The following is a 24,771-nucleotide window of genomic DNA, read 5'->3' as shown; positions in this document are numbered from 1 at the left end:
TTCAGAGCTCCACCCCGAACGCCCGGGTAACCCGCAGGGCGCTGCGCACCCCATCTTCATGAAAACCATTGAACCAGTAGGCACCACAGAAATGGGTGCGGTTTTTGTTGCCAATCTCATCGTAGCGTTCCTGAGCGGCGACCGCTTCCAGGGTGAACACCGGATGGTCATACTCGAACCGTTTGATGACTTTGTCGGGATCGATGTCGCGGCTTCGGTTCAGCGTTACGCAAAAGGTCTCGGGCGCGTCATCAAAGTTCTGCAACACATTCATATTGTAGGTTACAGACACGGGTTCGGTGCTGTGCCGGGGGATCATATAGTTCCACGCGGCCCAGGCCAGGCGGTTGGAGGGTAGAACGCTCGCATCTGTGTGCAGAACCACATCGTTTTTCTGGTAGGCAATGGCTCCGAGAATGCTTTGCTCCTCGTCCGAGGCATCGTCCAGCATGGCCAGTGCCTGATCGCTGTGGCAGCCGAAAATTACCTGGTCGAACCGGTGTTCCTGTCCGTTGGCAATCACCGTTACCCCGTCGGGATCACGCTTCACCGACGTCACCGGGCTGTCCAGATGTGTATGTTCGCCCAGCCGGTCCATCATCCGCTCAACATAGGTAGCGGACCCGCCGGAAATTACCCGCCAAGTCGGGCGGTCGTCCACCGATAACATTCCGTGATTGTTAAAGAACTGCAGGAAAAAGCGTATGGGAAACCGTTCCAGCACAATTTCAGGAGCCGACCAGATGGCGGCGCCCATTGGAACGATATAATAGTTCCGGAAATAGCGGCTGTAGCCGTTGCGGTTAAGGTAGTCCCCCAGCGTTTCACCCTCGGGAATAGTTCCTTCCGCCAGGTCGGCCCGGGTTTCCTTATTGAACCGCAGTATCTCTCGAATCATTTTCAGAAAGTTAAGATTCAGCAGGTTCCGGCGCTGGGCGAACAGCGTATTCAGGCTGGTGCCATTGTACTGAAGACCAGTGCCGTGGCAGTCGACACTGAAACTCATGTTGCTGACTTCAGACTTCACGCCAAGGCGATCCATCAACTTGATGAAATTCGGGTAGGTCCAGTCGTTAAACACAATGAAGCCGGTGTTGACCGGCCAGCGCCGTCCGCCGGCATCAACCTGCTCGGTATTGGTATGGCCACCGGCGTAATCTCCCGCCTCGAAAAGCTCCACATCGTGGTGTTCTGCCAGCAGCCAGGCTGCTGTTAAACCAGATACTCCAGCGCCAATTACGGCAATTCGCTGACGTTCCTTATTCATTTAAACTGTTTCCTTTAGTGGGGCTTTGCGTTAGTCATCAGTCTTGCGAGCCAGGCTGGCCGCCATGCGGTCAATGATGCTTTGGGGGAGGGCGCCCAGGACTTTCAAAGACCAGGTAAACCGTTTCGGGAAGGCAATTTCGTTCTTGCCTTTCTCCAGTCCGGCCCGGATACGGCGGGCGGCGTCCTCGGCGGAAATGATAAACGGCATCGGGAAGTCGTTCCGGTCCGTCAACGGTGTTTTTACAAAGCCCGGCGAGACCACCACAACACGAATGCCCTCGGCGGCCAGGTCTGCCCTCAGCGACTGTGCAAAATAGGTCAGCGCGGCTTTGGATGCGCCATAACCTTCGGCTCGCCCGAACGGGAACCACCAGGCAGATGAACTGACAATCACCAGAGTGGCCGGCTTGCCTTTTGCCCGGGTCGCCCTCAGTGCGGGCAGAGCAATATCAAGGCTGCGGGCGGTGCCGATCACATTGGTGGTGATGTCCGCCTCAACCACCTGACTGTCGTAATGCGCCACATCCAGATACTCGCAGGTTCCGGCATTGAGGATGGCAATGTCCAGATCACCAAAACGGGCAAGCTGAGGCCTGATGTTTTCAAGATCCTGGCGGCTGGTGGTGTCGGCAGCAGCGGTTGTCATTTGTTCGGGATACGTCGCTGCCAGTTGATCCAGGGCATCCTGTCGGCGACCGGTAACAATGAGCCGATGCCCTGCGCCGGCGAGTTCCTCGGCCAACGCCTTGCCGATTCCGGAAGAAGCTCCCGTGAGCCATATATTCTGAGGTTCAGACCCTGGGCTGCTCATCCTGCCTGCTCCTTCACCCAGCGAATAATCCGGCCAACCATGGGGAGGTTTTCATAAAGCAACTGCCCGGCATCGAAGTAATCCCGGTGATAGCGAACTTTGCCATCCCGGATTACCAGCTGGCTGATGCCATCCACAAAAATCGCCTTGCCGCCACGAATACGTTTGTGCCGCAGTTCCATGGTCCAGGGCTGACTGCACCAGCAATTTTGGATGACGGGGTCTTTGAAGTGAAACCGGCATTGGATGACGTTACTGTATGCACCAGCCATGTATTGCGTAAGATCGTCCAGCCCGCGAACACGCCCGAACGGGTCCTGAAACTCGACATCTTCGCTGTAGACCTGCTGAAGCTTGTGCAGGTTGCCGTTATCCAGTTCGTTGAACAGATCGCAGAAGCGCCGCAAAACAACCGTAAGCCCAGAGTCAGGTGCACCAACTTCTATTTTAGAGGGTGATGTCGTCGTCATGACTTGTTCCTCCTCTGCTTGTCGAGTTCCAGGGTTTCATTCTGGATGTGGGCGGGAATCGGCTTGAGATCCCAGATAACGCCGAATTTCGATAGTAACCACAGGCCGTACCAGGTGATATCAATTTCGTACCAGCGAAAGCCCTGGCGGACAGACTGGGGCCAGCGGTGATGATTGTTGTGCCAGCCTTCGCCGAGTGTGATCAGTGCCAGCCAGAGATTGTTGCGGCTGTCATCGCCCGTCTCGAAGCGCCTGTTACCCCAGACATGGGACAGGGAGTTAATAGAGACTGTGGCATGGAACAGCACAACGGTTGAGATGAAAAAACCCCAGGCCAGCAGCTGCAGGCCGTTGGTTTCAAGGCCGGGGGCCCACCGGGCGAGCGCCTCGCCAAGGCCATAGATACCAACGGCAAAGGCGGCGGGAACCAGTGAGTCGAACCGGTTGATGAACTTCAGCTCGGGATATTTTAGCCAATCCCGAACCCGGCGTTCATTCATGGCAAATCCGGCGTCGCAGGTGAACCAACCAACATGAGACCACCAGAAGCCTCCTTGATGAGGTGAGTGGAGATCCTGCTCATTGTCTGAATGTTGATGGTGATGCCGATGGTGCGCAGCCCACCAGAGCGGGCCACGTTGGGCCGCGCTGGCGCCGATGATGGCGAATACGAACTGCGCAGGGCGGCTGGTCTTGAACGTTTTGTGAGAAAAATACCGGTGGTAGAAGCCGGTTATTGCAAACATTCTTATCACGAAGAAAACAATCGCAAAACCGACTGCGAACGCACTTACGCCGGTGTAAAGTGCGAGAAAGCAGGCCAGGTGAAGGGCAATGAATGGGAGCACCCGTATCCAATTGAAGGAGCGGGACGACGTATCCAGGTGATCTGATCCTGCCTCGGAGTCGAACCACCTCAGAATGTTTGTTAACCAACTAGTTACTCGGGTCATATAAAACCATGCGTGAAGAAACAACAGACACCACATCAATACGCAGCGTCGCGGTTATCGGTTCAGGGCTGGCGGGGCTGACAGCCGCCATTCTGCTTGGCGAATCAGGCCACCGTGTTCAGGTGTTCGAGAAAAGTCGCGGCCCCGGCGGTCGTCTTTCGTCAAAGAGAGTGGCGGACGGCTCCGTTGATATAGGAGCGCAATATTTCACCTCACGCAATCCCGGGTTTACCCGCTTTCTCGATACCTGGGCCGGCCGGGGAACGTATAAATTGTGGGATGCCAAACTGGGATACCAGCCCGAGAGTGGTGGATGGCTCTCCTTTCCGGAAGAGCACCGCTTTGTCGGAGCGCCGCGAATGACGGCAATTACCAGGGCATTATCGAATCACGTAACACTGGAAGCGGGCGTTCGCATCGAAAAACTTTCCCGTGCTTCTGGCCAGTGGCAACTGACGGACACGGAAGGTAAAGAGTATCAGGGATTCGACCAGGTGGTGTTGACCGCCCCGCCAGCGCAGGCCCAGGAGCTCCTGGCCAACAGCGGGCTGGGCTCTCTGGCCGAGCGGTTGGCTGGCCACGTTGCCAGCATCCTGCCTTGTTGGGCCCTGGCGGCCCGTTTCAGGCAGCCCGTCGACTTTGCCTTTGATGGTGTCCGGCCAAACTCCCGTGTGCTTTTCTGGGTGGCGAACAATTCCTCCAAGCCCGACAGAGAAGACGACGGGCAGTGGTGGGTGTTGCACGCGACTCCCGGCTGGACCCATGAGCATATCGATGACGCTCCCGATGCGGTTGCCCGGGCGCTGCTGGCGGAATTCAGACAACTGACGGGGCATGAGGAGAGCGCAGACGAATGGGTACCACACCGGTGGCTGTATGCGCGCTCGGACTCCGATGATGCGCCGGGCTACCTGCTGGACAAGGACGCAGGCATCGGGTTGGCCGGTGACTGGCTCGCAGGCGGCCGTGTCGAAGGCGCCTGGGAAAGCGCCTCCGGCCTGGTACAGGAAATGGGGCGGAGCTGACGGTTAGCCGGCAGGTTCGGGTGTGGCGCTTGCCGCCACGTCCGGCCTTCTGTAGAAGTGGGTAATGGTGCCATCACCGAACTTGGAGAAAAACGCGCTTACTTCGGTGATTCGCCGGAGGCTTCGCTCGCGGCTTATCGGGGCTCGCACCAGGACCTTGATGCCATTGAAATTGTCTTGAATATTCGAGAATCGTGCCCGCATAGAACAGGTCACCACGTTTTCAGAGCTAATGCCCAGCTCAGAAGCCAGCCAGCCCCGGTGAGCCTGAATCCCGGATTTATCCAGATTCTCCCGGGTATCCAGATGTGCCAGCTTCACCCGGTTCACGATGCAGAACGAGTAACTGTCTGGCTGTCGGCGCGCGACCTTGCGAAAGGCTTCCCAGAAAAAGTTATCCGTTAGCTCGGCAAACCATGTCATGTTGCTGAGACAGGTATCCACCCAGTCAAAGTTCTCCGGATCTTCCAGCACTTCGTTGATCGCTTCCCGCAGCAGCCAGTCAAAGCCCAGCGCGGTCTTGTGGGCGTAGACTTTCCGATACATCTGGTGGCGGCTGTAAACAAAGTCCTCCAGTGCGCCCAGGCCCTTCTGGGTGATCGCCAGCCCCATCCAGGGCTCGGAGACGTCCCATCCGAAGCGAAGGTTGCTGAGCAGGTGGTCGAGATTGAATCCACCGATGGTCACGGAGCTGTGAAAACCATCCCGCAGCATATAGTCCGCCCGGTCGGCGTCGATTTCGCCCGACACAATGGACGACAGCAGGCCCATCACCAGGTGGGGAATATCGTGCCCGGGAATGTTCCCGGCCCTCGCTTCTTCTCCGGCGATAAATTCCCAGAAGGTTCTTGCGTGCTGGCAGAAGGTTTCGCTGGGAGTCACGTCGGTCGTCTCCATAATGCCAATGACGTCGACGGCAGACAGGCCAGCGCTTTCAAGATCCACAGAGCACAGAACATCGTGCGCAACACGCACCGAATAGTGCTCGTGCTCCAGTTCTCCGGGCTCCTCGGCATGGTAGGCGGAGTAGTCGATTCCCTCCCAGAGGTCCCGGAATCGGCCCGGTCGTGACATCAGGTCGCGGATCTTGCGGGCCTGAGTGAACTGATGGGAAAAGCTGGAATGGCCACTGTCGTGCAGCAGGCACCCGAGCCTGATCGTCTTGGCCAGATAGTCGATGGCATCCAGCTGGCTCAGGCTGAGGTCTGTCTGTTCGCTCAATTTACGTTCGCGCAGATAGGCATCGATCATGGCTCGAAACATCCGGGTCCCCACGTGCATCACGCCGATGCTGTGCAGGAACCGTGAATGCGTGGCGCCGGGAAAAACCAGGCTGAGGATGTCGTTCTGACAGATGTTCCTGAGCCGTTGAAACAAGGGGTGGTCGATGACCTGGATTTCGTGCCGGTAAAGCGGGATTCCGCCGTGCACCGGGTCCATGATCAATTTGTCATAGGCTCCGAGCAAATCGTTGACGGCACGTCTCATCGTTACATTTCTCCCAAAATAGTCATTGCGGTCTTGTTATATCACAGGGTCATGCCAGAATAGGTGTAATCAAGCCTTTTTTCTTTACCGCTGGTAGTTTAGGGCAATTAATATGGCCTCGCGCACCGAGCGCATTCTGATTATTGATCCCGACGAGCGGGCACGCACAGATCTGTCCCGTTATCTGGAAACGCGGGGGTTCTATGTTACTGGTGCCGCAAGCATAACGGCGGCCCGCGGGTTATTCGAGGACAACACTCCCGATGTGATCTTTGCGGACATCCCTCCGGAGGCTATTCGCGAGCTTTCGCAACGGCTGGACGAGACCGAGAACTTCACCCCGATTGTTGCCTGCACCAACAGCCAGTCCAGTGTCGACGTGGTGCGCGCCATGCGAGCCGGTGCTGCGGACGTCCTGCTCAAGCCCTGTAATGACGATCGTAATGCTCTGGACGACGTCATTGGCAGGCTGTTTGACCGGGTCCGGGTGAATCGCCTCAATCAGCTATACCGGCAGGAGCTTGAGGAGGCGAACCGGGATCTCCGGAACGGCATCGCGGAGTTAAGAGCCGACCAGAACGCCGGTCGAAAGGTCCAGCTGAAAATGCTGCCCGAGCGCCAACTCACGCTTTGCGGCCTTGGAGTGGATTATCTTATCAAGCCGTCGCTGTACCTCAGCGGCGATTTTCTGGATTACTTTCGGCTCAGTGAAGATAAAGTGCTGGTGTACATTGCCGATGTCTCGGGCCATGGTGCCAGCTCTGCGTTTGTGACGGTTCTGCTCCGGAATCTCACCAACCGGCTGCAACGTAATCTGCGCCGCGGCTCCAGCGATGACATTCTGCACCCGGAGAAGTTTCTTGAGCGCATCAATCTGGAATTGCTGGATACCGGTCTGGGCAAACACGTCACCGTATTCGTTGGCATTATTTCGCTAAGTGAACGTACTCTTAATTATGCGGTAGGGGCTCATTTCCCGATGCCCATTCTTTCCTTTGACGATGGGGAGACCCGGTTTCTGGAAGGTAGCGGGCTACCCGTGGGCCTGTTCGAGTCGCCGGAATGGGAGTTATACCAGGTCAAACTGGATCGGCCTTTCCGGCTATTGCTGTTTTCCGACGGTTTGCTCGAAGTGATCCCCGCCAAATCTCTGGATGAAAAGGAGAACAGACTACTTGAACTCGTGTCGGGAGGTAGTCACACTATCGCATCGCTGAGCGCCGCTCTGGGGCTGGACAAGATCTCGGAGTTGCCGGACGATATCGCGATAGTATCGGTAACTGATACCGTAAACGGGTCAGATAACACGTCGTCGACTTAGTGGCAGTGTGAAAAATGGCTGGTTACAAAATCCTGCAGGCTGAACAGCAGGGAATTTACGTCCTTAAGTTTATTGGGGAAATCCGGCTGAACCTGTGTTCGACGCTGGACAATCTTGTTGAGTCCATAACCCGGGATCCGGTGTTCAAAACCGTGGTTATCGACCTCACTGAAACCGAAATCATCGACAGCACCACGCTGGGGCTGCTGGCCAAGATTGCGCTGGCGGCACAGAAACAGAGTCACTTTCTGCCAACATTGATTTCCACCAACCCCGATATCACCCGCATTATTACGTCCATGGGCTTCGACAAGATTTTTATCATTGTGCGAGAGCCTGCTTCCCGTATTGAAGAGCTTGAAGAAATCCCAGTCCTCAAGGCCAGTGAGCAGCAGGTTCGTGACAAAGTGCTCGACGCTCACAAGGTACTGATGGGGATGAACAGCCGGAACCGGGAAGAATTCAAGAATCTGGTGCGCGCCCTGGAATGCGAGGAAACCGGCTAGAACGCCTTTCTCCGACAGGGTCGCACTGACAGTAATTGAACGGAATGTTTATGTCTGATAATCCGACGCCCGCTAGTCACGGGTCGAATACCTACGATGTAGCAGTGCTTGGCGGGGGCAGCTTTGGCACCGCGATGGCCAAGGTGCTGGGCGAAAATGGCCATACCGTGCATTTCTGGATGCGCGATGAAGCCCAGGCTGAGGAGATTCGAGCCACCCGGATCAACCGGCGCTATATGCCAGAGGTTGAACTGGAGGGCGACATACAACCCACCACCAATCTGGCAGAGGCCGTTCGCAAGGCTGACGTTGTACTGGTTGCGATTCCCTCCAAGGCGTTCCGTGCGGTGATCCGTGATCACAGCGAGGAGTTCCGGGAGGGGCAGATCGTCGTCAGCCTGACCAAAGGCATTGAAGAGCAAGGCTTCAAGCTGATGAGTGAAATTCTGCTTGAGGAGCTTCCCCGGTGTCGCTCGGGCGTGCTGAGCGGCCCCAATCTGGCCGGTGAGATCGTCAATCGCGAACTGACGGCAACGGTTATTGCCGCCAAAGATCCGGATGTCCGGTATACGATACAGTCGCTGCTGGGCTGTGAATACTTCAGGGTTTACGCCAATGTTGATGTGTATGGCGTTGAATTGGCAGGGGCTTTAAAAAATATCTACGCCATTGTGGCTGGCCTGGCCTCGGCCATGAATATGGGCGAGAACGCCCGCGCCATGCTGATCACCCGTGGCCTCGCCGAGATGAGCCGTTTCGCAGTCAGCCTGGGTGCAAACCCGATGACATTCATGGGGTTGGCGGGGGTGGGAGACCTGATTGCCACCTGCACCTCCAGTAAAAGCCGCAATTTCCGCATCGGCTACGCGATTGGCACCGGCCAAAAGCTGGACGAGGCCGTGCGGGAACTCGGGCAGGTGGCAGAGGGCATCTACACTCTCAAGCTGGTGCGCGAAAAATCCGAGGCGATCGGCATCTATATGCCACTGGTGCGGGGGCTTTATGAAATCGTGTACAAGGAAGCTTCCATCAACGCGGTGATCAATAGCCTGATGATGGCGGTTCAGAACTCCGACGTGGAGTTTATTCTGCCGCGCACCATAACCCAGTAACAAGCCCGGGCAGTTACCCGGAAGGAGACAGCTGTGCATCTGATCGTTATGCGCCACGGGGAGGCCGGATGGCATTCCCGGGATCAGGAGCGCGAGCTGACCGAAGCCGGGCGAACGTCGGTTGCGGCGGTTGCCGCTCAAATTGCAGCCTCCCCCTGGCGGCCGGCAAGGATCTGGGCAAGTCCCTATGTGCGGGCCAGACAAACAGCCGCCATTGTGGCGGAAGTGCTGAATTGCCCGATTGAAGAAAAAAGCTTTATCACCCCCGATGACGATCCTGGCCGCTGTCTCGACGAGCTTCTGGAGAATCCGCCGTCACCTTTGATGCTGGTGTCGCATATGCCGCTGGTTGGCAGTCTCTCGACACTGTTCGTGGATGGCCATCGCCAGGGCATCCCCTTCATGACGTCTCAGGCTGTTTTACTCGATATGCCCGTCGTCGGGCCAGGCTGCGCAGACTTGAAAGCCCAGTTTTTGCCCTGATCTAACCAGACAACCACTTACTTCCGGATACTGGACGCCTCTATGTACAGTTTTCCCATCGATTATGTTGAACCCGTGTTCCGGCCACCCAGTGAGGCCAAATCGCTGATCCTGCCTGTAACCAACGGCTGTTCCTGGAATCAGTGTACCTTTTGTGAAATGTATACCCAGCCTCAGAAAAAATTCCGGGCGCGTAAGCCGGAAGATATCCGGGCCGATATCGAAAAAGCCCGGGCGGCATTCGGAGAGGTGCGCCGGGTCTTTCTCGCAGATGGCGACGCCATGGTGTTACCCACCCGGCGTCTGTTGGAGATTATCGAGGATCTGAAACAGGACTTCCCGGGGCTTGAGCGGGTTTCAAGCTACTGCCTGCCAAGAAATCTGGCCAAGAAATCCGTTGAGGAATTGGCACAGCTGAAGGAAGCCGGCCTGAAAATCCTCTATGTGGGCATGGAGTCCGGCGACGATGAGGTTTTGCGGCGAGTTAACAAGGGCGAAACCTGGGAATCCACCCGATCAGCGCTGGTCAAGATCCGCGAGGCGGGCCTGGTCAGTTCGGTGATGGTACTGAATGGCCTGGGCGGTGAAGCCCTGTCCCGTCAGCACGCGATCAACACGGCTACGCTGTGTAACGAAACCCAGCCCGATTACCTGTCGACTCTGGTGGTAAGCTTTCCGCAGGGAGAGGAACGGTTTCGTGAAGGTTTCGGGGCCGATTTCGTGCCGCTGAGCCAGCAAGCCCTGTTTGAGGAGATTCGCCTGTTTCTGGAACACCTGAAACTGGACAACACCATTTTCCGAAGCGATCACGCCTCCAACTACCTCGTACTGAAAGGTACGCTGGGCCGGGATAAAGACCGCCTGCTTCAGCAGGTGAATATGGCCATTACCCAGCCCGGCGCCGTGCCCTTGCGGGAAGAATGGATGCGCGGGCTTTGAATCCGGGGAGGTGTACATGAACCAGACACTCGAGAGCATCGAACAGTCCCTGGGCGACGCTCGGAAGACCCGGGAACGGCCGCCTCTGGACCAGTGGCACCCTGAGCTTTCGGGCGATATGGACCTGGTTATCACTCGCGATGGCCAGTGGGTATTCCAGGGGAAACCCATGGCCCGAAAGGCGACTGCAAAGCTGTTCTCAACCATTCTGCGACGGGAAGACGATAACGAATACTATCTCGTTACGCCCGTGGAAAAATGGCGTATCCAGGTAGAGGATACGCCGTTGCTGGCCCATGGCCTGGCGGTGAAAGGAGAGGGTGCCGAACAGGTCCTGACGCTGACCACCAACATGGGTGAAACCATTGAGATTGGCGAACAGCACCCGTTGAGGGTTGATGTCTACCCTGATACTGGCGAGCCCCGGCCCGTTATTCGCGTGCGTCACGGCGTTGAAGCACGCCTGGTAACCTCAGCATTTTACGACCTTGCCGATCAGACCGAGGAGCGGAAAGACGCCGGTAAAACCCTTTACGGCGTCTTTAGCCGCGGAATATTCTGGAAAATCGGGGAGGGCGGTTGAAAACCTCCCCGACACCCCAATGAATAAGGTAGAAAACGCAGTCAGTCACTTGTTAAACTGCGCGTTCTCTCTTGTTATCGAGCCTGGCTCTCTAACGAGGCCCGGTGGTCGTTAGTCCCTCTGTGCAGTCTGGCTGTTCACGATCACTTTCGATTGCCTACATCCTAAATACACAGTCATTGCGACACGCAAGGAGATCACATGGCCCAACCTCGTGTTGTCACCATCCACTACACGCTCACTAACGACCAGGGAGAGCAACTCGATTCCTCTCGCGTAGAAGGCCGTGAGCCACTGGCGTATCTGGAAGGTGCACAGAACATTATCGGCGGACTGGAAAGTGCGCTGACCGAGAAGAACGCTGGCGATCAGGTGAAAGTTTCCGTTGAACCTGCCGAAGGCTACGGCGAAGTTAACGAAGAACTGATTCAGCCAGTTCCTCGCTCCGCTTTTGAAGGCGTGGATTCCATCGAGCCGGGTATGCAGTTCCAGGCGCAGACTCCGGGCGGCCCCCAGGTTGTTCGCGTGGTTGAAGTGGGCGACGAGACCGTCACCATCGACGCAAACCACCCGCTGGCAGGGGAAACTCTGCACTTCGACGTAGAAGTGGTAGAAGCCCGCGACGCAACCGACGAAGAGCAAGAGCACGGCCACGTGCACTAAATCTTCGCGGTAGGCGGAAGAAAAACGGCCCTTTTCAGGGCCGTTTTTTTATGAGGGCAGCCGTTTCAGAATGGTTCCCTGGTCGCCAACGGCAAAGGCCTCGCCGGCACTGCCCACACAGACCGCTCTCAGGCCAGCCGATATCGGTGTGGCTTCGGCGTGCCACTGGCCGTTATGAAGAATGGCGGCACAGCCGTGGGTACCCACGGCGACAACCCTTTCTCCCGAACCGTCAATCGCCATCAAATCGTCCCGAAGCCGGGTAGGGGCACATTGCCATCGAGCGCCGTCGAAGTGCGTTGCGGTGCCAGACAAGCCTACCACCCAGATATCCGTCAGGTTTGCCCCCCACACGCCATAAAGAAACTGTTCGCTGTCGGCATTGAAAGATTTCCAATCTTTACCGTTGTAGCGAAGAATCAGGCCGAAATCGCCAACCACGAGCATATGTTGCTCATCATACGCCCAGATATCGTAAAGCGCCGATTGGGTGCCGCTGGTTACCCTCTGCCAGCGCAGTCCGTCGAAATGGAGAATCAGTCCCTCGTCACCAACCGCATAGATGCAATCCGGCCCGGCGCCCCACAGCCCGAGAATCGTCAAATCCAGGTGAAGGTCGTAGTGTAATTGCCAGTTTGTACCGTCGAACCGGTAAATTTTTCCTTGCTGGCCACCGGCGAAAAGGCCTGCGCCAGGGCATCCCCAGAGACAGTGCACGGCCAGACCCTCGGGTATCGTGGGTAGGGCTTGCCATTCTCCGTTCTCTGTCTTCAGCACGGTGCCGGCTTCACCGCCGGCCCAGGTGGTGCCCTGATCATCTTGCCAGACACACCAGAGCTGGTGTCGGGTGGGCGATTTCACCGTCTGCCACTGGCTTTGGCCCGGGTCGCGGCTGTTGCGGTCATCCGCAAGAGCCTTGATGAATCCCGGAGCTGCAGTCATCACAGTGCCAAAATCACCAACGATCAACGCTTCACCCGAAGGCATGGTGACAATGTCCATCAGGTCGTGCTGGCTGTCGCAGGCAAGGTGAGTGATCGCGTTGTCTTTCCGGTAAAACAGCTGCCCTCTGTCGGCGACCATCAGAATGCCGTTCTTATAATGCTTCAGGGCGCGCAACCGGGGCATATCGACGTCCTGGTGCAATAAATGGAACTCTCCGTTCGCATAATGAACCAGTTCGCCCCGGAACCCGCCTTTGTCGACGAAGTAGCGGCCGCCTGCCAGTATTAACTCATCCTCGCCCAGCGGAAGCACGGCCTGGAAACCGCAGTTAAACGGACAACCAAGGGAATGCCACAGTCCGTCTCGGCTTCGCTTCAGAACGCGGCCATCCAACCCGGCCGCATAGACGATGCCATTGCCGGCGCAGGCTACGGCGCGCAAATTGTCGGCCACGCCAGAGTGTTCGTTTGCCCAGGTATCGCCATCCAAATGCAGTATCCGGCCTTCATCGCCTACGGCCCAGGCGCGGCCGTCAGGCTGCCCGTCGATGGCGAACAGCGGCGTGTTTTCGGCACAGGCCTGGTAGCGCTCCTGCTCATGATCGACCACTGCACCCTGTATCAGGGTCCATTGCCTGCCATTGTAATGCAGCAGAGTGCCCATCCAGCCCACCGCGAACAAATCCTGGCTGTCACGCCCCCAAAGCCCGTGAATGGGTGTGGTGACCGGCACCGGCATTGTTTCCCAGCCCTTGCTGGCCGCCTCCGGGCCAGTGCAAAGATGAACAATCCGGCCGTTGTCTCCGGCCACAAAAACCTCGCCATTGCCGCACCAGCCTGTCCAGAACACGTCACCATCGCCGCCAGACACATCGGGCACCTGATACCAGTTCGCGACGCTGGGCCCGGACGGGTCGAGGTGTCCGGCCAGGCGTCCGAAAAAAGAACGACGGCTTAAATCGGGGGTTGCAGTCATGCTCTGGCTCCAGCCAAGAAAGGAGTTTTATATAAGAAGAACGCGGTCGCGGTTAATCCTGGCCCCTGAGGCGCTTCTGTTCAGCCCGCAGGAGCTCACTCAGAGCTTCCCCGTCTACGCCGCTTTGTAACGACTCTGGTAACATCCCGGAGTCGGCAAGAATTTCCTCAACACTGGCCTGAGCGAGGGCTTGCAACTCCTCCTTGCCTTCCTCAAGCTGCGCGGCGCGGGTGTACTCCAGGCACGCTTCCGCCGCGCGTGTGAACGCCTGAGCCTCGCGGCTTTCCGGGGCGTCCAGTGCCACCGGATGGCCGGAATCAGACGCGATGGCAAGGCTGGGTGAAAATGGCACTTTGGCAAGAGAGGGAAGGTTGAGTTCAGCCAATACCTTTTCCAGGGGGGCATTCGGGAACAGATGAAACTCGGTCTGGCAGTTCGGGCAGGTAACGCCCGCCATGTTTTCCACCACACCAATCAGTGGCAACTGCCGCTCCTCGCAAAACCGGTAAGCTTTGAGGCTGTCCATCAGGGCGATGTCCTGAGGCGTGGTGGTCAGCACTCCGGCGGTGGGATGGCCCTGCAACAGATCCGCAAGGGTAATGAGCTCATTTCCCGTACCTGGCGGCATATCGACGAACAGGAAATCCAGAGGCCCCCAATCGAAGCTGCCGATCAGATGATGAACGAAGTCATGTTTGTAGGCATCTCGCCAGACAATGGGGGTGTCGTCGCTTTGCATCAGAAACGCCAGCGACGCGACTTTTACCGGAACCGGTAAACGGCTTGCAAAGCATTCCGGCGTTTCCAGACCAGAGGGCGTTAGCCTGACCTTTTGCCCCACAAGGTGAAAGAACCGGCTCTGGTTGGGCCCATGGATATCGGCGTCTGCCACGCCAACGCGAAAGCCTTTCTGGCTCATGGCAATGGCCAGATTGGCCGTCACGGTACTCTTTCCCACACCGCCTTTATTCGCCATCACCAGAACAATCTGGCCAATATCGGCGAGCCGCCTCTCCAGAAGCGACTTTTCATGGTAGGACTTATCCAACTGGCATTCGGGCTCGATGGGGCAAAACTGGCAGGCATGGCCCCGGCCACAGTCCTCTGGCTTTAACGCCAGTGGATCCCGCTCGCCCGGAGTAAACTGAGATACGGCCATCAGGTCTTCTCCGTTGTTGTTATTCGGTGTCGCTGTTGTCCAGCATGATCCAGTTATGGGTGACCTTCTTGTTGCCGTCACGCTCATTATGATGACCCTCCCAGACCGCGAACACCACCGGGATCATGTCCTGGGAGAGGTCAATCTGATGATCGCCATCGTGGTCAATCAGCCGGGACATCACCACGTGCCATTCGCTGTCCTGGGGGATTTCCTCGGGGAAGTATTCGCTGGCACCACTCACGGCCTGATCCGGTAGTCGGGTTGTGCTTCCGAAGCCTCCGGCAGCCAGATTTTCAATCTGCTCCTGGTCTGAGCGCCAGTACCAGATATTCACCGGGTTGTCTGGCCCCGACCCCATCATATAGCTGGTCTCCGGGCCTTCCAGGGCGTACTGCACGGCTACACCATCACGGAATTGATCGACCGCTGTGGTTCTGTCTTCGCTGCTGTCTTTCCAGCGCAAACGTATGTAAAAACGGTCTTTTGACTTGGCCACCTGGAAATACAGGTGCTTTACCTCGGTATCCATTGGGTCGTAACGTAACATTACCGACGGATGCATTGGCGGCGCCGGGCTCAGGCCCGTGCGGTAAACCGGGAGGCGGTCCCAGATCAGATCATCGGGGTCGTCCTGGGTACGCAGGTAAATGTTATCCGGAATCCGGGACACTTTAATGGTGTCTCCGGGGTTTACCTGGGTGACGTTGGGATTGCTCTCTGAGTGGTCGGCCGATGCCGTGCCTGTGACTGCCATCATCAGACCCAGAACGAGCGGGGTGGTGGTAGGGAAGAATCGATTCATGGCTTATCCCTCATTGAACGTTAATCCCAGAGCCCCTGGGTAATGGTGGTCGTTGGTATCAGCCGATCCCCAGAGGTTTCTGATACCGAAATCGCTTGTTCCAACTGCTGTTGTTGGACCCGACACCAGTCAGGCAGATGATGAACCAGCCAGCCAAGCACGACATCCAGTTCAGCGTCGCCCGCCTGATAGCGTTCTTGAATGGCCTGGCTCAGCGGCACCAGATAGCGCGCCAGAAAGTCTCTTTGCGCGCGTTGGTAGGGTGTCGGGTCCAGTTGTTTGTCAAACGCCCGCTCCTCCCGGTGGCACAGCAGAGTGCAGAATTCGAGCATGGTGACCAGATGATCGGGCTCTTCGACATGACCTTCGTCGGCTTCTGCCGCTTTCAGGCCAAAATGCTTGTAGAAGGCTTGAATGTTCAGCAAAAACGCTCCGGTCGTCGCGCCTGCCACCAGTTGTTTATAAGCGCTTGCCACCAGAGGCACCCGGGGCTTACCCCGGCGTCCTGACAAAAAGGTATTGGTGTACCCGATTTGCAGGCTGGTGAGGCGCTGGTCTGCCTTCGGCAGCTCGGGGCAGGGCGTTTGCATACCGAGCTGGTGCAATGTGTCGGCAATAGCATCAAGGGCGCGGCCGTCTGCGAGCACCTGCCGGGTTTCCGGCAGGGGGTAATCCAGTAGCGCGGCCACCATCCGGAACAAAGCGCCTCTGGCTCTGGCGGCTTCTGTTGGCTCTGTCATGAACATAGTGCGTCCTCTGTTCAGCTAAGCTTGAACATTTCAGCGTGGTTATAGCCAATCAGAGTGTCCATCAGCTCGCTGCCCTTGCCATCGGCTTTGGCCTGCCGTTCGGTCTTAATGGTGTCCAGTGCAGCGGCTACGCCATCTCCGAACAAACTCTCGAGGTATTCCAGAGGTATGCGGGATTCCTCGAGCATCTCACCGTTCGGCCCGTATTTTGGCGGTGACATGGGTGGCACGTAGAACACATTGGGCTCGGTGCCCCATTCCGGATGCAGCGGCAAGGCGACCTTGTACTTCTCAACCAGCATATGGATCGGGCCTTCGGTATCGTCCCGGTAGCCAATCCACCGGATACGCCCAACGCACTGCTGGGCGCAGGCAGTCGGCAATCCCTTCTCGATACGCGGATAACAGAAAATGCACTTCTCGGATTTGGAAATCTGCTCGTTGAAGTACACCTTCTTATACGGGCAGGCGTTCACGCAGTAACGATAGCCCCTGCAACGCTCCTGATCGATCAGAACAATGCCGTCTTCCTGGCGCTTGTAAATGGCATTGCGACTGCACGCGGCCAGGCATCCCGGGTTTGCGCAGTGGTTGCACAACCGCGGCAGGTAAAAGTAGTAACTGTTCGGGTAATCGCCTTCACCCTGATCTTCATCCCAGTTGGCACCCCAGGTCGGTTTTACGTTTGGCCGCAGCCAGGGGTCGGTGCCGTTCATCAAGGCTTCTTCGTAGTTGTACTCCCACGGAATACCGTAGTCTTCCTGGCTGGGTTGGCGCCCCATGCGCAGCCCGCCGCTCTCATCGAAGCCGCCGCCCATTTGCTGGTAGTCACGGGGGTAGCCTTTCCCGGGCTGTGTCTCTACGTTATTCCAGTACATGAATTCGCGGCCGTTGCGGTTGGTCCACATCAGCTTGCACGCGGTGGTACAGGTCTGGCATCCGATACACTTGTTCAGATCCAGGACCATGCTCAATTGACGTTTGACAGTCATGACGCTCTCCTCTTAGATGGTCCTCGGATCTGCAATTTCGTCTGGCTTGGCCAGGGCGATGTCGTAGCTACTTTCATGGATGACCTGGTTAGCGTTCCATTTGGCGTAGATGAACTTCAGGTGTCCCCAGCCGCCCACCAGTTCCAGCGGTTGAAGCAGGGTCACATGGGTATTGTTCATGGGCTTGCGATGGATGTACTGGTGAGGTTCCCAGCCATGCTCCATCATGATCGAGTCCGCAGGAATGCTGGGGTACATTTTGGCCTGGGCGAAGAATTCGCCATTGCCATTGAACAGTTTTACCCGGTCACCATCCTTGATGCCCCGCTGCTCTGCGAGCTTGGGATTAATGTAGATATTCGGTTCGCCGCGCTGGAGCCGGAGCATATATTTGTTGCTGCGCCAGTTGGAGTGGATGCCCCAGCGGGTGTGCGGCGAATAGAAGTGCAGGGGATAGTTGGATGCCTCCGGGCCCGCGTATAGCCGGGCAGTCGGCACCGTAGACTTGAGTTTCACGAAGCGCGGGTGATCGACATAGAAAGTGATGCGCCCGGTCAGTGTCTCATACGGTTTCTTGCCGTCTGTCTGGGCGGTGAACGGGTTATAGGGCTGGTCTTTCTGTAGCGGTTGATTGGTGCCCGCGTGTTCGTTCAGGACAATAAAGCCCCGTTCTGCGGCTTCTTCCAGGCTTACGCCACCGAATTCCGGTGAATTCTCGACGATGTACCGCGTGGCATCCAGCGCAGTCATCAGCTGGCCGTTATTGGTGTAGTCATCGTGGATGGTGTGAAGATCCCGGGTGACATCGCCGTCCTGGATGGGGCCAATGCCACGGGCGATGGCCCGTTCCTGAATCTTTTTGGTCAGCAGCGCCATGATGTCCCAGTCCGGTTTGGACTCACCCACCGGCGGTACCGATTCGGTGAATACGTTGCAGAACCGGTGGTAACCCTGGGTGCGCAGATCCCAGGCTTCGTAATGGCTGGCGGCCGGTAACACGTAGTCTGCCCATTCGGCGGTGGAGTCCATACGCACGTTCACGTTGACGTAGAGCTCACTGGCCTGGCGCAGATGCTCTTCCCGGTACTTTTCAGCCATCTTGTTGCGGCGGAAGGTGTTATCGGCCACGGCTATCATGCCTTTGATTTCGCCGTAGTAGGGCATCCAGCCCTCGTCGATGGACTCCTGGATCATCTCTTCCATTTCATCGATATCGAATCCGACCCGTTCTTTGAGCTTTTTATTGTCAAAGTGGTTCCGGATGCCTTCCATCATGCCGCCGCGCAGCACTTCACCAAGGCCGCCCGCCTCGTAACGGGCAGATTTTTTGCCGTCAAAGGTGGACAGTTCAGTCCACTTCGGGTGATTCCAGACAACCCAGGAGGTGTCCAGGCCGCCAGTACGGCCACCGTGCCCGGTCAGGGCGAGGGTGAGGGCGTAGGCCCAGGCGGTATACAGGCAGTTGGAGTAACTGGAGGTGATGTAGCCCAGCATAATGATGGCTTTGCGGGCATTGGCAATGTGGCGTGCTTCCTGGCGAACTACATCCGGGTGGAGGCCGGTTTGCTCCCGGGTTTTCTCCGGGGTGTACTTGGCCGCTTCTTGTTTGACCTGCTCAAAGACGGTGGTTACCTCAATGCCATTGACCTCGAACTCGCCCTCAAGCGCCGGGTCGATGCTGCCCAGTTTAAGGTCTTTTTCCTCACTCCCCATGGAACCTTTGGCCTTCACAGCTTGTTTGCTGTTGAGGTCCCAGTGATAGAAAACCTCATCCGAGCCACCGTCTGTCAGGTCACTTTCCCGTAACAGCTTGCCGTTGTCTTTGCGAACCAGCATCGGCAGATCGGTCTGTTCTTTCATGAACTCAGGCCGGTAAAGCTGTTCTTCGATAATGACATTAACAAAGGACATACCCAGAAATGGATCCGAGCCTTGCTTGATCGGCATCCATAGGTCGGTGTGGATGGAACTGGGGTTGTAATCGGGCGCCGTGCTGGTGATGCGCGCACCGTTGTACTTTGCTTCCCAGACGTAGTGGGCGTCTGGAATCCGGGTCGCGTTCGGGTTGATCATGCCCAGCAGAATGTAGTCGGCATCGAACCAGGCATCCGAGGTGAAGCTTTCGAGCGGATTGCCGTAGGCCAGGTGAGCGCCGGTAATCAGGTCGCCAACGGTAGTGAAGCCGTCCAGTTGGATACCGCCCACCAACGATGCGAAGCGGCTGGGGCCAGACTGGCGAACCATAGTCTGGTTACCAGACCCCTGGTGAGTCTTGAGCTTGCCGGGACCATATTTTTCGAAGATATCGATAATTTTGTCGGCGATTTCTTCGGTGGCCTGATCCCACGAAATCCGTTGCCATTTGCCCTCACCACGTTCACCCGCCCGCTTCAGCGGAAAGCGAAGGCGGTCGGCCTCGTACATGGCGGTGGAGTGGATGGCGCCTTTCTGGCAGCCGCGGGGATTGGCATCGGGCACATTCGGGTTCACCTGGGGGTATTTTGCGATCTGTTCTTCACGAATAACCAGGCCGTCTTTTACATAGACGTTCCACCCGCAATTGCCCATGCAGTTGATGCAGTGGGCCGCGTGGCCGATGTGATCCCAGTCCCATTCGTTCCGGTACAAATCTTCCCAACTCCGGTAGGGATATTCGGTGCTCAGCGAGTCGCCTATTGGCTCCAGTCTGTTAAGTGCCCAGCCGTTACCACTTACAACGGCCCCGGTTGCTGTTGCTCCCAGACCCTTGAGAAAATCCCGGCGCTTGAGTTTCCAAAGCTTCATATCCCACCTCCCCTCGGCCGATACTGTCGTCAGCAATCATGGTGTGCGCAGACGAATTTAATTATTTATAGCATCTTTTTTTCGCGGGGGGAGGGGTTTTTTAGATCAATTGCGGATAAAGAAACTGCTTCTTGATTTATGACAAATTTGATTAAAGCGTAACCGAATTAGTTAAAAAAAAACGGCCCAAGCGGGCCGTTTTTAGAACGAAACGTTTTACATATTGGGGTAGTTAGGGCCGCCGCCACCTTCGGGTGTAACCCAGGTGATGTTTTGCGCGGGATCCTTGATGTCACAGGTCTTGCAGTGCACGCAGTTCTGGGCGTTGATCTGGAACTTCTTGCCGCTGCCGTCGTCTTTTTCCACCACTTCGTAAACTCCGGCAGGGCAGTAGCGTTGTGCCGGTTCGTTGTACTTGGGCAGGTTTTCATTCAGCGGAATGTCCGGATCTGTCAGCTTGAGGTGTACCGGCTGATCTTCCTCATGGTTGGTGTTGGAAATAAACACCGAGGACAGGCGGTCGAACGTCAGCTTGTTGTCCGGTTTCGGATAATCGATCTTCTTGCACTCAGACGCCGGCTTCAGTGTTGCGTGGTCAGGCGTTGTGTCGTGGAAAGTGATCGGCAGGCTGCCGCGCAGAATGTTCTGCTCGAAGAAGGCGATGGCACCACCGACGATATTGCCGAACTTGTGCATGGCCGGGCCGAAGTTACGCTCAGCGTAAAGCTCCTTGTACAGCCAGCTGTCTTCGAAACGCTGCTGGAAACTGGTGATTTCCTCACCGGACTTGCCTTCTTTCAGGGCTTCAAACACGGCTTCAGCACCCAGCAGGCCGGATTTCATGGCCGTGTGGGAACCTTTGATCTTGGAGCTGTTCAGGGTGCCGGCATCACAGCCAAGCAGCAAGCCGCCCGGGAAGCTCATTTTCGGCAGGGCGTTGTAGCCGCCTTTGGCAATCGCACGTGCGCCATAGGCTACGCGCTTGCCACCGTCCAGATACTTTCTCACTTCCGGGTGGTGCTTGAGGCGCTGGAACTCCTCAAACGGGCTCAGATGCGGATTGCTGTATGACAGATCGGTGATCAGGCCCACGTAAACCTGGCCGTTTTCCAGGTGGTACAGGAAAGAGCCCCCGGTAGAGCCGGATTCACTCAGCGGCCAGCCGGTAGTGTGTACAACCAGGCCGGGTTCGTGCTTGGCCGGGTCGATGTCCCACAGTTCTTTAATACCGATGCCGTAGTGCTGCGGGTCTTTGCCTTCGTCCAGCTTGAAGTCACTGATCAGGCGCTTGCCCAGGTGACCGCGGCAGCCTTCGGTAAACAGGGTGTACTTGGCACGCAATTCCATACCCGGCATATAGCCGTCTTTTTCGGAACCGTCGCGGGCCACGCCCATGTCTCCGGTGATGATGCCTTTAACCTGGCCGTCTTCAATAATGGTTTCCGATGCTGCGAAGCCCGGGTATACCTCGACACCCAGTTGCTCGGCCTGCTCGGCCAGCCAGCGGCACAAGTTGCCAAGGCTGATGATGTAGTTGCCATGGTTGTGCATATTCTTGGGCACAAAGGCATTGGGGATTTTTGAGGCCTTTTCCTGATTCTTGAGCAGGAAAATGTCATCGCGGGTAACCGGCGTGTTCAGAGGCGCGCCTTTCTCTTTCCAGTCCGGGAAGAGTTCATTCAGGGCTGTGGGCTCGAATACGGTGCCGGCGAGGATATGCGCGCCGATCTCAGAACCTTTTTCAACCACACAAACGGTCAGTTCTTCGCCGGCTTCCTGCGCCAGTTGCATGACGCGGCAGGCTGCCGACAGGCCCGCAGGGCCGCCGCCGACGATCAGAACATCAAATTCCATCGATTCGCGTTCCACGTTGGTCTCCTCAAACAGCATTTAATGGATAGTGTTTGCCCGCAGGCCTCATCAGGGGCGCCATCATACCGGTAAAAATGCGTATAGACGACTGCCCGCAGCCGCTTGGAGCGGCTCTTTATTACGAAAGGATAACGCATTTCCGGTTTCAAACAAACGTTTGTTTGAAATTCGCACCAACCTTTGGCATTGTACGTATACACCGAAATATAGTGTGTTTTGAGTCGATTTTTAGTATCGTCTCATTGTCAGGTCGGGTCAACCCGGTCCTTTGACTGTGAAGACTCATTAAACCCATCGTAGAAGAACGAGGAATCTATGAAGGTTCTGGTCGCTGTAAAACGAGTTATCGACTACAACGTGAAGGTGCGCGTCAAGCCGGACAACACCGGCGTTGATCTCGCCAACGTCAAGATGGCAATGAACCCGTTCTGCGAAATCGCAGTTGAAGAAGCGGTTCGTCTGAAAGAGAAGGGCGTTGCCAGTGAAATCGTTGTTGTATCCATTGGCCCGAAGGCTTCTCAGGAGCAGATCCGTACCGCTCTGGCGCTGGGCGCTGACCGTGGTATCCACATCGAGACTGACGAAGAAGTTCAGTCCCTCGAGGCGGCCAAGCTGCTCAAGGCTGTTGTCGAAAAAGAAGAGCCCAAGCTGGTGATTCTGGGTAAACAGTCCATCGATTCCGACAACAACCAGACCGGCCAGATGCTGGCGGCTCTGACCGGCATGGGCCAGGGCACCTTCGCCTCTGAAGTTGCCGTTGACGGAGACAAGGTTAACGTAACCCGCGAAGTAGACGGCGGTCTGATGACGGTTGCTCTGAACCTGCCGGCGGTGGTTACCACAGACCTGCGTCTGAACGAGCCGCGCTACGCTTCTCTGCCCAACATCATGAAAGCCAAGAAGAAGCCGCTGGACTCCGTGTCTCCGGCTGACCTGGGCGTTGACGTTGCCGCGCGCCTGTCCACCCTGAAGGTCGAAGCCCCGGCTGCACGCCAGGCTGGTATCAAGGTGGCTGACGTTGCTGAGCTGGTGGATAAACTGAAGAACGAAGCGAAGGTGATCTAAATGAGCATCCTGGTAATTGCTGAACACGACAACAGCAGCCTGAAACAGGCTACTCTGAACGTTGTAGCGGCTGCCAAGGCCATCGGTGGTGACATCGACGTGCTGGTTGCCGGTGAGAACGTAGGCGCTGTCGCTGAAGCCGCTGCCAAGGCAGAAGGCGTTAACAAGGTACTGGTTGCTGATAACGCTGCCTACGGTCACTTCCTGGCCGAGAACCTGTCGGAGCTGGTTGCAGAAGTAGGTAAGGGCTACAGCCACATCCTGACCTCTGCCGGCACCACCGGTAAAGACTTCATGCCGCGCGTTGCTGCGCTGCTGGATGTTGCTCAGGTTTCTGACATCGTTCGCGTTGAATCCGAAGACACTTTCGTGCGCCCGATCTACGCCGGTAACGCCATTGCCACCGTAAAGGCGAGCGACAGTGTCAAGGTTGTGACCGTTCGCCCGACCGCGTTTGATCCGGTGGCCGCTGAAGGTGGTTCTGCTTCTGTAGAGCAGCTGGATACCGTGAAAGACGCTGGCCTCTCCGCTTTTGTGAGCGAAGAGAAAGCCGAGTCTGATCGTCCGGACCTGGCCTCTGCCGGTATCGTTATTTCCGGCGGCCGTGGAATGCAGAACGGCGAAAACTTCAAAATGCTGGAGCAGGTTGCTGACCATCTCGGCGCTGCCGTCGGTGCATCCCGTGCAGCAGTTGACGCTGGTTTTGTACCTAACGATATGCAGGTTGGCCAAACCGGTAAAATCGTTGCGCCACAGCTGTACGTTGCGGTTGGTATCTCCGGTGCGATCCAGCATCTGGCTGGTATGTCTGACTCCAAAGTGATCGTTGCGATCAACAAGGACGAAGAAGCACCAATCTTCCAGGTAGCCGATTATGGCCTGGTTGCAGATCTGTTCGAAGCTGTTCCGCAGCTTGAAGAGGAATTGAAGAAAGCTTGATAACTTTCTGAAATTTCGATGAAAGAAGGCGCCTCAGGGCGCCTTCTTTGTTTTCGATACAATGCGTTTTTCGGCTTTTTCGATCACCAGTGTATCGGCGAGAATGTGTAGTGCCCGGTTGGTCGTTCTGACCACCTTGTAAATCTGCTCGCTCTTACGTTGATGCGACTGCTGCACCTTGCGTGCACCATCTTTGAAGTTATCGTCTTTCGAAAACAGATCGATAAGGCCAAAGGTGGTATTGGCGATTGCCTTGTGCACCTTCTCGACCGCGCTGGCCCCGCCGGAAACGGTTTCTTCCAGTAGCCGCGCGCGGTTGCGCACCTCCATTACATCCATACGACGTTCCTGGATGGCGCTGACGGCTCGAATCCGGTGGGAGTTGAGAATTCTCAGGCGGCGACGGTTGGTGTGGTAAAGCGCGAAAGTGGTCGCCAGCAGAATGCCGGAACCGACAAGGCTCAACATCGTAACGATGGGTAAAATCATGGCCACCCCTTAGCGGTACTCAACGTGCATCTCAACCTCAATGTCCCGCTCCTCCAGTTCCTGCTCCAGCTCACGCACGACCTCCTGATAGACCATTTTTCGAGCCATTACTGGCAGGCGGTCTGCCAGAATGCGGCCGGCGCGTGATTCCCGTTTAGCCACGGCAATCGGGTCCCGAATCCGCAACGTAAGCACCAGCTCAGGATCGTGATCGGTATCAGGTATATCCTCGCTTTCGAGCATCTCGGCAATCATGTTTCGCTGCTCACGCACTTGCCAGAACAGCAGCGCGCCCGAGATGAGCAGAATCAGGCTGATAATGGCGAAAAAGACAGTCAAGGGAATCTCCTTTTTCAGTCGCTTGAAAGAGTGTG

At 56.6% G+C, this 24,771-nt stretch carries 24 protein-coding genes; 10 read left to right on the top strand and 14 right to left on the bottom strand.

The window, feature by feature from the left end; translation table 11 throughout:
- Position 1: 1 nt before the first annotated feature.
- Genes ACP2AU_RS00670 through ACP2AU_RS00655 form a run of 4 tightly spaced genes read right to left on the bottom strand, consistent with a single transcriptional unit; the run spans position 2 to position 3,503 of the window.
- Complete coding sequence (locus ACP2AU_RS00670) at positions 2 to 1,267, bottom strand: NAD(P)/FAD-dependent oxidoreductase (RefSeq protein WP_426373845.1); 1,266 nt, start codon at positions 1,265 to 1,267, stop codon at positions 2 to 4.
- Between the two features lie 30 nt (positions 1,268 to 1,297).
- Positions 1,298 to 2,080 (bottom strand): SDR family NAD(P)-dependent oxidoreductase, encoded by a 783-nt coding sequence (locus ACP2AU_RS00665; RefSeq protein WP_426373844.1) that lies wholly within the window; start codon positions 2,078 to 2,080, stop codon positions 1,298 to 1,300.
- A complete protein-coding gene (locus tag ACP2AU_RS00660) occupies positions 2,077 to 2,550 on the bottom strand; it encodes a nuclear transport factor 2 family protein (protein WP_426373843.1) in 474 nt (157 codons plus the stop codon). Before ACP2AU_RS00660 ends, ACP2AU_RS00665 begins: the two co-directional genes overlap by 4 nt.
- Complete coding sequence (locus ACP2AU_RS00655) at positions 2,547 to 3,503, bottom strand: acyl-CoA desaturase (RefSeq protein WP_426373842.1); 957 nt, start codon at positions 3,501 to 3,503, stop codon at positions 2,547 to 2,549. The genes ACP2AU_RS00660 and ACP2AU_RS00655 overlap by 4 nt, the downstream gene beginning before the upstream one ends.
- An 8-nt stretch (positions 3,504 to 3,511) precedes the next feature.
- On the opposite strand from ACP2AU_RS00655, the gene ACP2AU_RS00650 reads away from it, so the two are divergent.
- Positions 3,512 to 4,528, top strand: coding sequence for an NAD(P)/FAD-dependent oxidoreductase (locus ACP2AU_RS00650; protein WP_426373841.1), 1,017 nt, complete (start codon positions 3,512 to 3,514; stop codon positions 4,526 to 4,528).
- A gap of 3 nt (positions 4,529 to 4,531) precedes the next feature.
- On the opposite strand, the gene ACP2AU_RS00645 is transcribed toward ACP2AU_RS00650, so the two are convergent.
- A complete protein-coding gene (locus ACP2AU_RS00645) occupies positions 4,532 to 6,016 on the bottom strand; it encodes an HD domain-containing protein (protein WP_426373840.1) in 1,485 nt (494 codons plus the stop codon).
- Positions 6,017 to 6,128: 112 nt separating this feature from the next.
- Between ACP2AU_RS00645 and ACP2AU_RS00640 the strand changes: the two genes are divergently transcribed.
- The 7 genes from ACP2AU_RS00640 (at position 6,129) to ACP2AU_RS00610 (ending at position 11,623) form a co-directional block, all read left to right on the top strand.
- Positions 6,129 to 7,337 (top strand): PP2C family protein-serine/threonine phosphatase, encoded by a 1,209-nt coding sequence (locus ACP2AU_RS00640; protein ID WP_426373839.1) that lies wholly within the window; start codon positions 6,129 to 6,131, stop codon positions 7,335 to 7,337.
- A 14-nt stretch (positions 7,338 to 7,351) separates the two neighbouring features.
- Entirely contained in the window at positions 7,352 to 7,843 is a 492-nt protein-coding gene (locus ACP2AU_RS00635; RefSeq protein ID WP_426373838.1) for an STAS domain-containing protein, read from the top strand.
- A gap of 50 nt (positions 7,844 to 7,893) precedes the next feature.
- Positions 7,894 to 8,955 (top strand): NAD(P)H-dependent glycerol-3-phosphate dehydrogenase, encoded by a 1,062-nt coding sequence (locus ACP2AU_RS00630; RefSeq protein WP_426373837.1) that lies wholly within the window; start codon positions 7,894 to 7,896, stop codon positions 8,953 to 8,955.
- Positions 8,956 to 8,988: 33 nt separating this feature from the next.
- Positions 8,989 to 9,438, top strand: a complete 450-nt coding sequence (locus ACP2AU_RS00625) for a SixA phosphatase family protein (RefSeq protein WP_426373836.1) — start codon at positions 8,989 to 8,991, stop codon at positions 9,436 to 9,438.
- A 42-nt stretch (positions 9,439 to 9,480) separates the two neighbouring features.
- Positions 9,481 to 10,377 (top strand): radical SAM protein, encoded by an 897-nt coding sequence (locus tag ACP2AU_RS00620; RefSeq protein WP_426373835.1) that lies wholly within the window; start codon positions 9,481 to 9,483, stop codon positions 10,375 to 10,377.
- 16 nt (positions 10,378 to 10,393) lie between these two features.
- A complete protein-coding gene (locus ACP2AU_RS00615) occupies positions 10,394 to 10,960 on the top strand; it encodes a DUF1285 domain-containing protein (protein ID WP_426373834.1) in 567 nt (188 codons plus the stop codon).
- 201 nt (positions 10,961 to 11,161) lie between these two features.
- Entirely contained in the window at positions 11,162 to 11,623 is a 462-nt protein-coding gene (locus ACP2AU_RS00610) for an FKBP-type peptidyl-prolyl cis-trans isomerase (protein WP_426373833.1), read from the top strand.
- Positions 11,624 to 11,671: 48 nt separating this feature from the next.
- On the opposite strand, the gene ACP2AU_RS00605 is transcribed toward ACP2AU_RS00610, so the two are convergent.
- The 7 genes from ACP2AU_RS00605 to ACP2AU_RS00575 all read right to left on the bottom strand — a co-directional run bounded on the left by ACP2AU_RS00605 (position 11,672) and on the right by ACP2AU_RS00575 (position 21,901).
- Positions 11,672 to 13,543: a WD40/YVTN/BNR-like repeat-containing protein gene (locus ACP2AU_RS00605; protein WP_426373832.1), complete on the bottom strand. Its 1,872-nt coding sequence runs from the start codon at positions 13,541 to 13,543 to the stop codon at positions 11,672 to 11,674.
- 52 nt (positions 13,544 to 13,595) lie between these two features.
- Entirely contained in the window at positions 13,596 to 14,702 is a 1,107-nt protein-coding gene (locus ACP2AU_RS00600; RefSeq protein ID WP_426373831.1) for a P-loop NTPase, read from the bottom strand.
- A gap of 19 nt (positions 14,703 to 14,721) precedes the next feature.
- Positions 14,722 to 15,507, bottom strand: a complete 786-nt coding sequence (locus tag ACP2AU_RS00595) for an ethylbenzene dehydrogenase-related protein (RefSeq protein ID WP_426373830.1) — start codon at positions 15,505 to 15,507, stop codon at positions 14,722 to 14,724.
- A 20-nt stretch (positions 15,508 to 15,527) separates the two neighbouring features.
- Complete coding sequence (locus tag ACP2AU_RS00590) at positions 15,528 to 16,247, bottom strand: molecular chaperone TorD family protein (RefSeq protein WP_426373829.1); 720 nt, start codon at positions 16,245 to 16,247, stop codon at positions 15,528 to 15,530.
- Positions 16,248 to 16,267: 20 nt separating this feature from the next.
- Positions 16,268 to 17,248 (bottom strand): chlorate reductase subunit beta, encoded by a 981-nt coding sequence (clrB, locus tag ACP2AU_RS00585; RefSeq protein ID WP_426373828.1) that lies wholly within the window; start codon positions 17,246 to 17,248, stop codon positions 16,268 to 16,270.
- 12 nt (positions 17,249 to 17,260) lie between these two features.
- Positions 17,261 to 20,032 (bottom strand): chlorate reductase subunit alpha, encoded by a 2,772-nt coding sequence (gene clrA, locus ACP2AU_RS00580; protein WP_426373827.1) that lies wholly within the window; start codon positions 20,030 to 20,032, stop codon positions 17,261 to 17,263.
- Positions 20,033 to 20,248: 216 nt separating this feature from the next.
- Complete coding sequence (locus ACP2AU_RS00575) at positions 20,249 to 21,901, bottom strand: electron transfer flavoprotein-ubiquinone oxidoreductase (RefSeq protein WP_426373826.1); 1,653 nt, start codon at positions 21,899 to 21,901, stop codon at positions 20,249 to 20,251.
- Between the two features lie 318 nt (positions 21,902 to 22,219).
- Between ACP2AU_RS00575 and ACP2AU_RS00570 the strand changes: the two genes are divergently transcribed.
- Positions 22,220 to 22,969 carry an electron transfer flavoprotein subunit beta/FixA family protein gene (locus tag ACP2AU_RS00570; protein ID WP_426373825.1) on the top strand — a complete coding sequence of 250 codons (750 nt, stop codon included), beginning with the start codon at positions 22,220 to 22,222 and terminating at the stop codon, positions 22,967 to 22,969.
- The gene (locus ACP2AU_RS00565; RefSeq protein ID WP_426373824.1) at positions 22,970 to 23,908 is read left to right on the top strand and encodes an electron transfer flavoprotein subunit alpha/FixB family protein; all 939 of its coding nucleotides are present in this window, start codon (positions 22,970 to 22,972) and stop codon (positions 23,906 to 23,908) included.
- 33 nt (positions 23,909 to 23,941) lie between these two features.
- Here the strand turns inward: ACP2AU_RS00565 and ACP2AU_RS00560 are convergent, their stop codons facing one another.
- Positions 23,942 to 24,397 (bottom strand): hypothetical protein, encoded by a 456-nt coding sequence (locus tag ACP2AU_RS00560; protein WP_426373823.1) that lies wholly within the window; start codon positions 24,395 to 24,397, stop codon positions 23,942 to 23,944.
- Between the two features lie 9 nt (positions 24,398 to 24,406).
- Positions 24,407 to 24,736: a hypothetical protein gene (locus tag ACP2AU_RS00555; protein WP_426373822.1), complete on the bottom strand. Its 330-nt coding sequence runs from the start codon at positions 24,734 to 24,736 to the stop codon at positions 24,407 to 24,409.
- Positions 24,737 to 24,771 lie beyond the last annotated feature (35 nt).

Source organism: Marinobacter sp. VGCF2001, from assembly GCF_049943275.1.
GTDB lineage: Bacteria > Pseudomonadota > Gammaproteobacteria > Pseudomonadales > Oleiphilaceae > Marinobacter.
The sequence above is the reverse complement of the archived record's forward strand: the minus strand, read 5'-3'. Positions and strand labels throughout refer to the sequence as shown.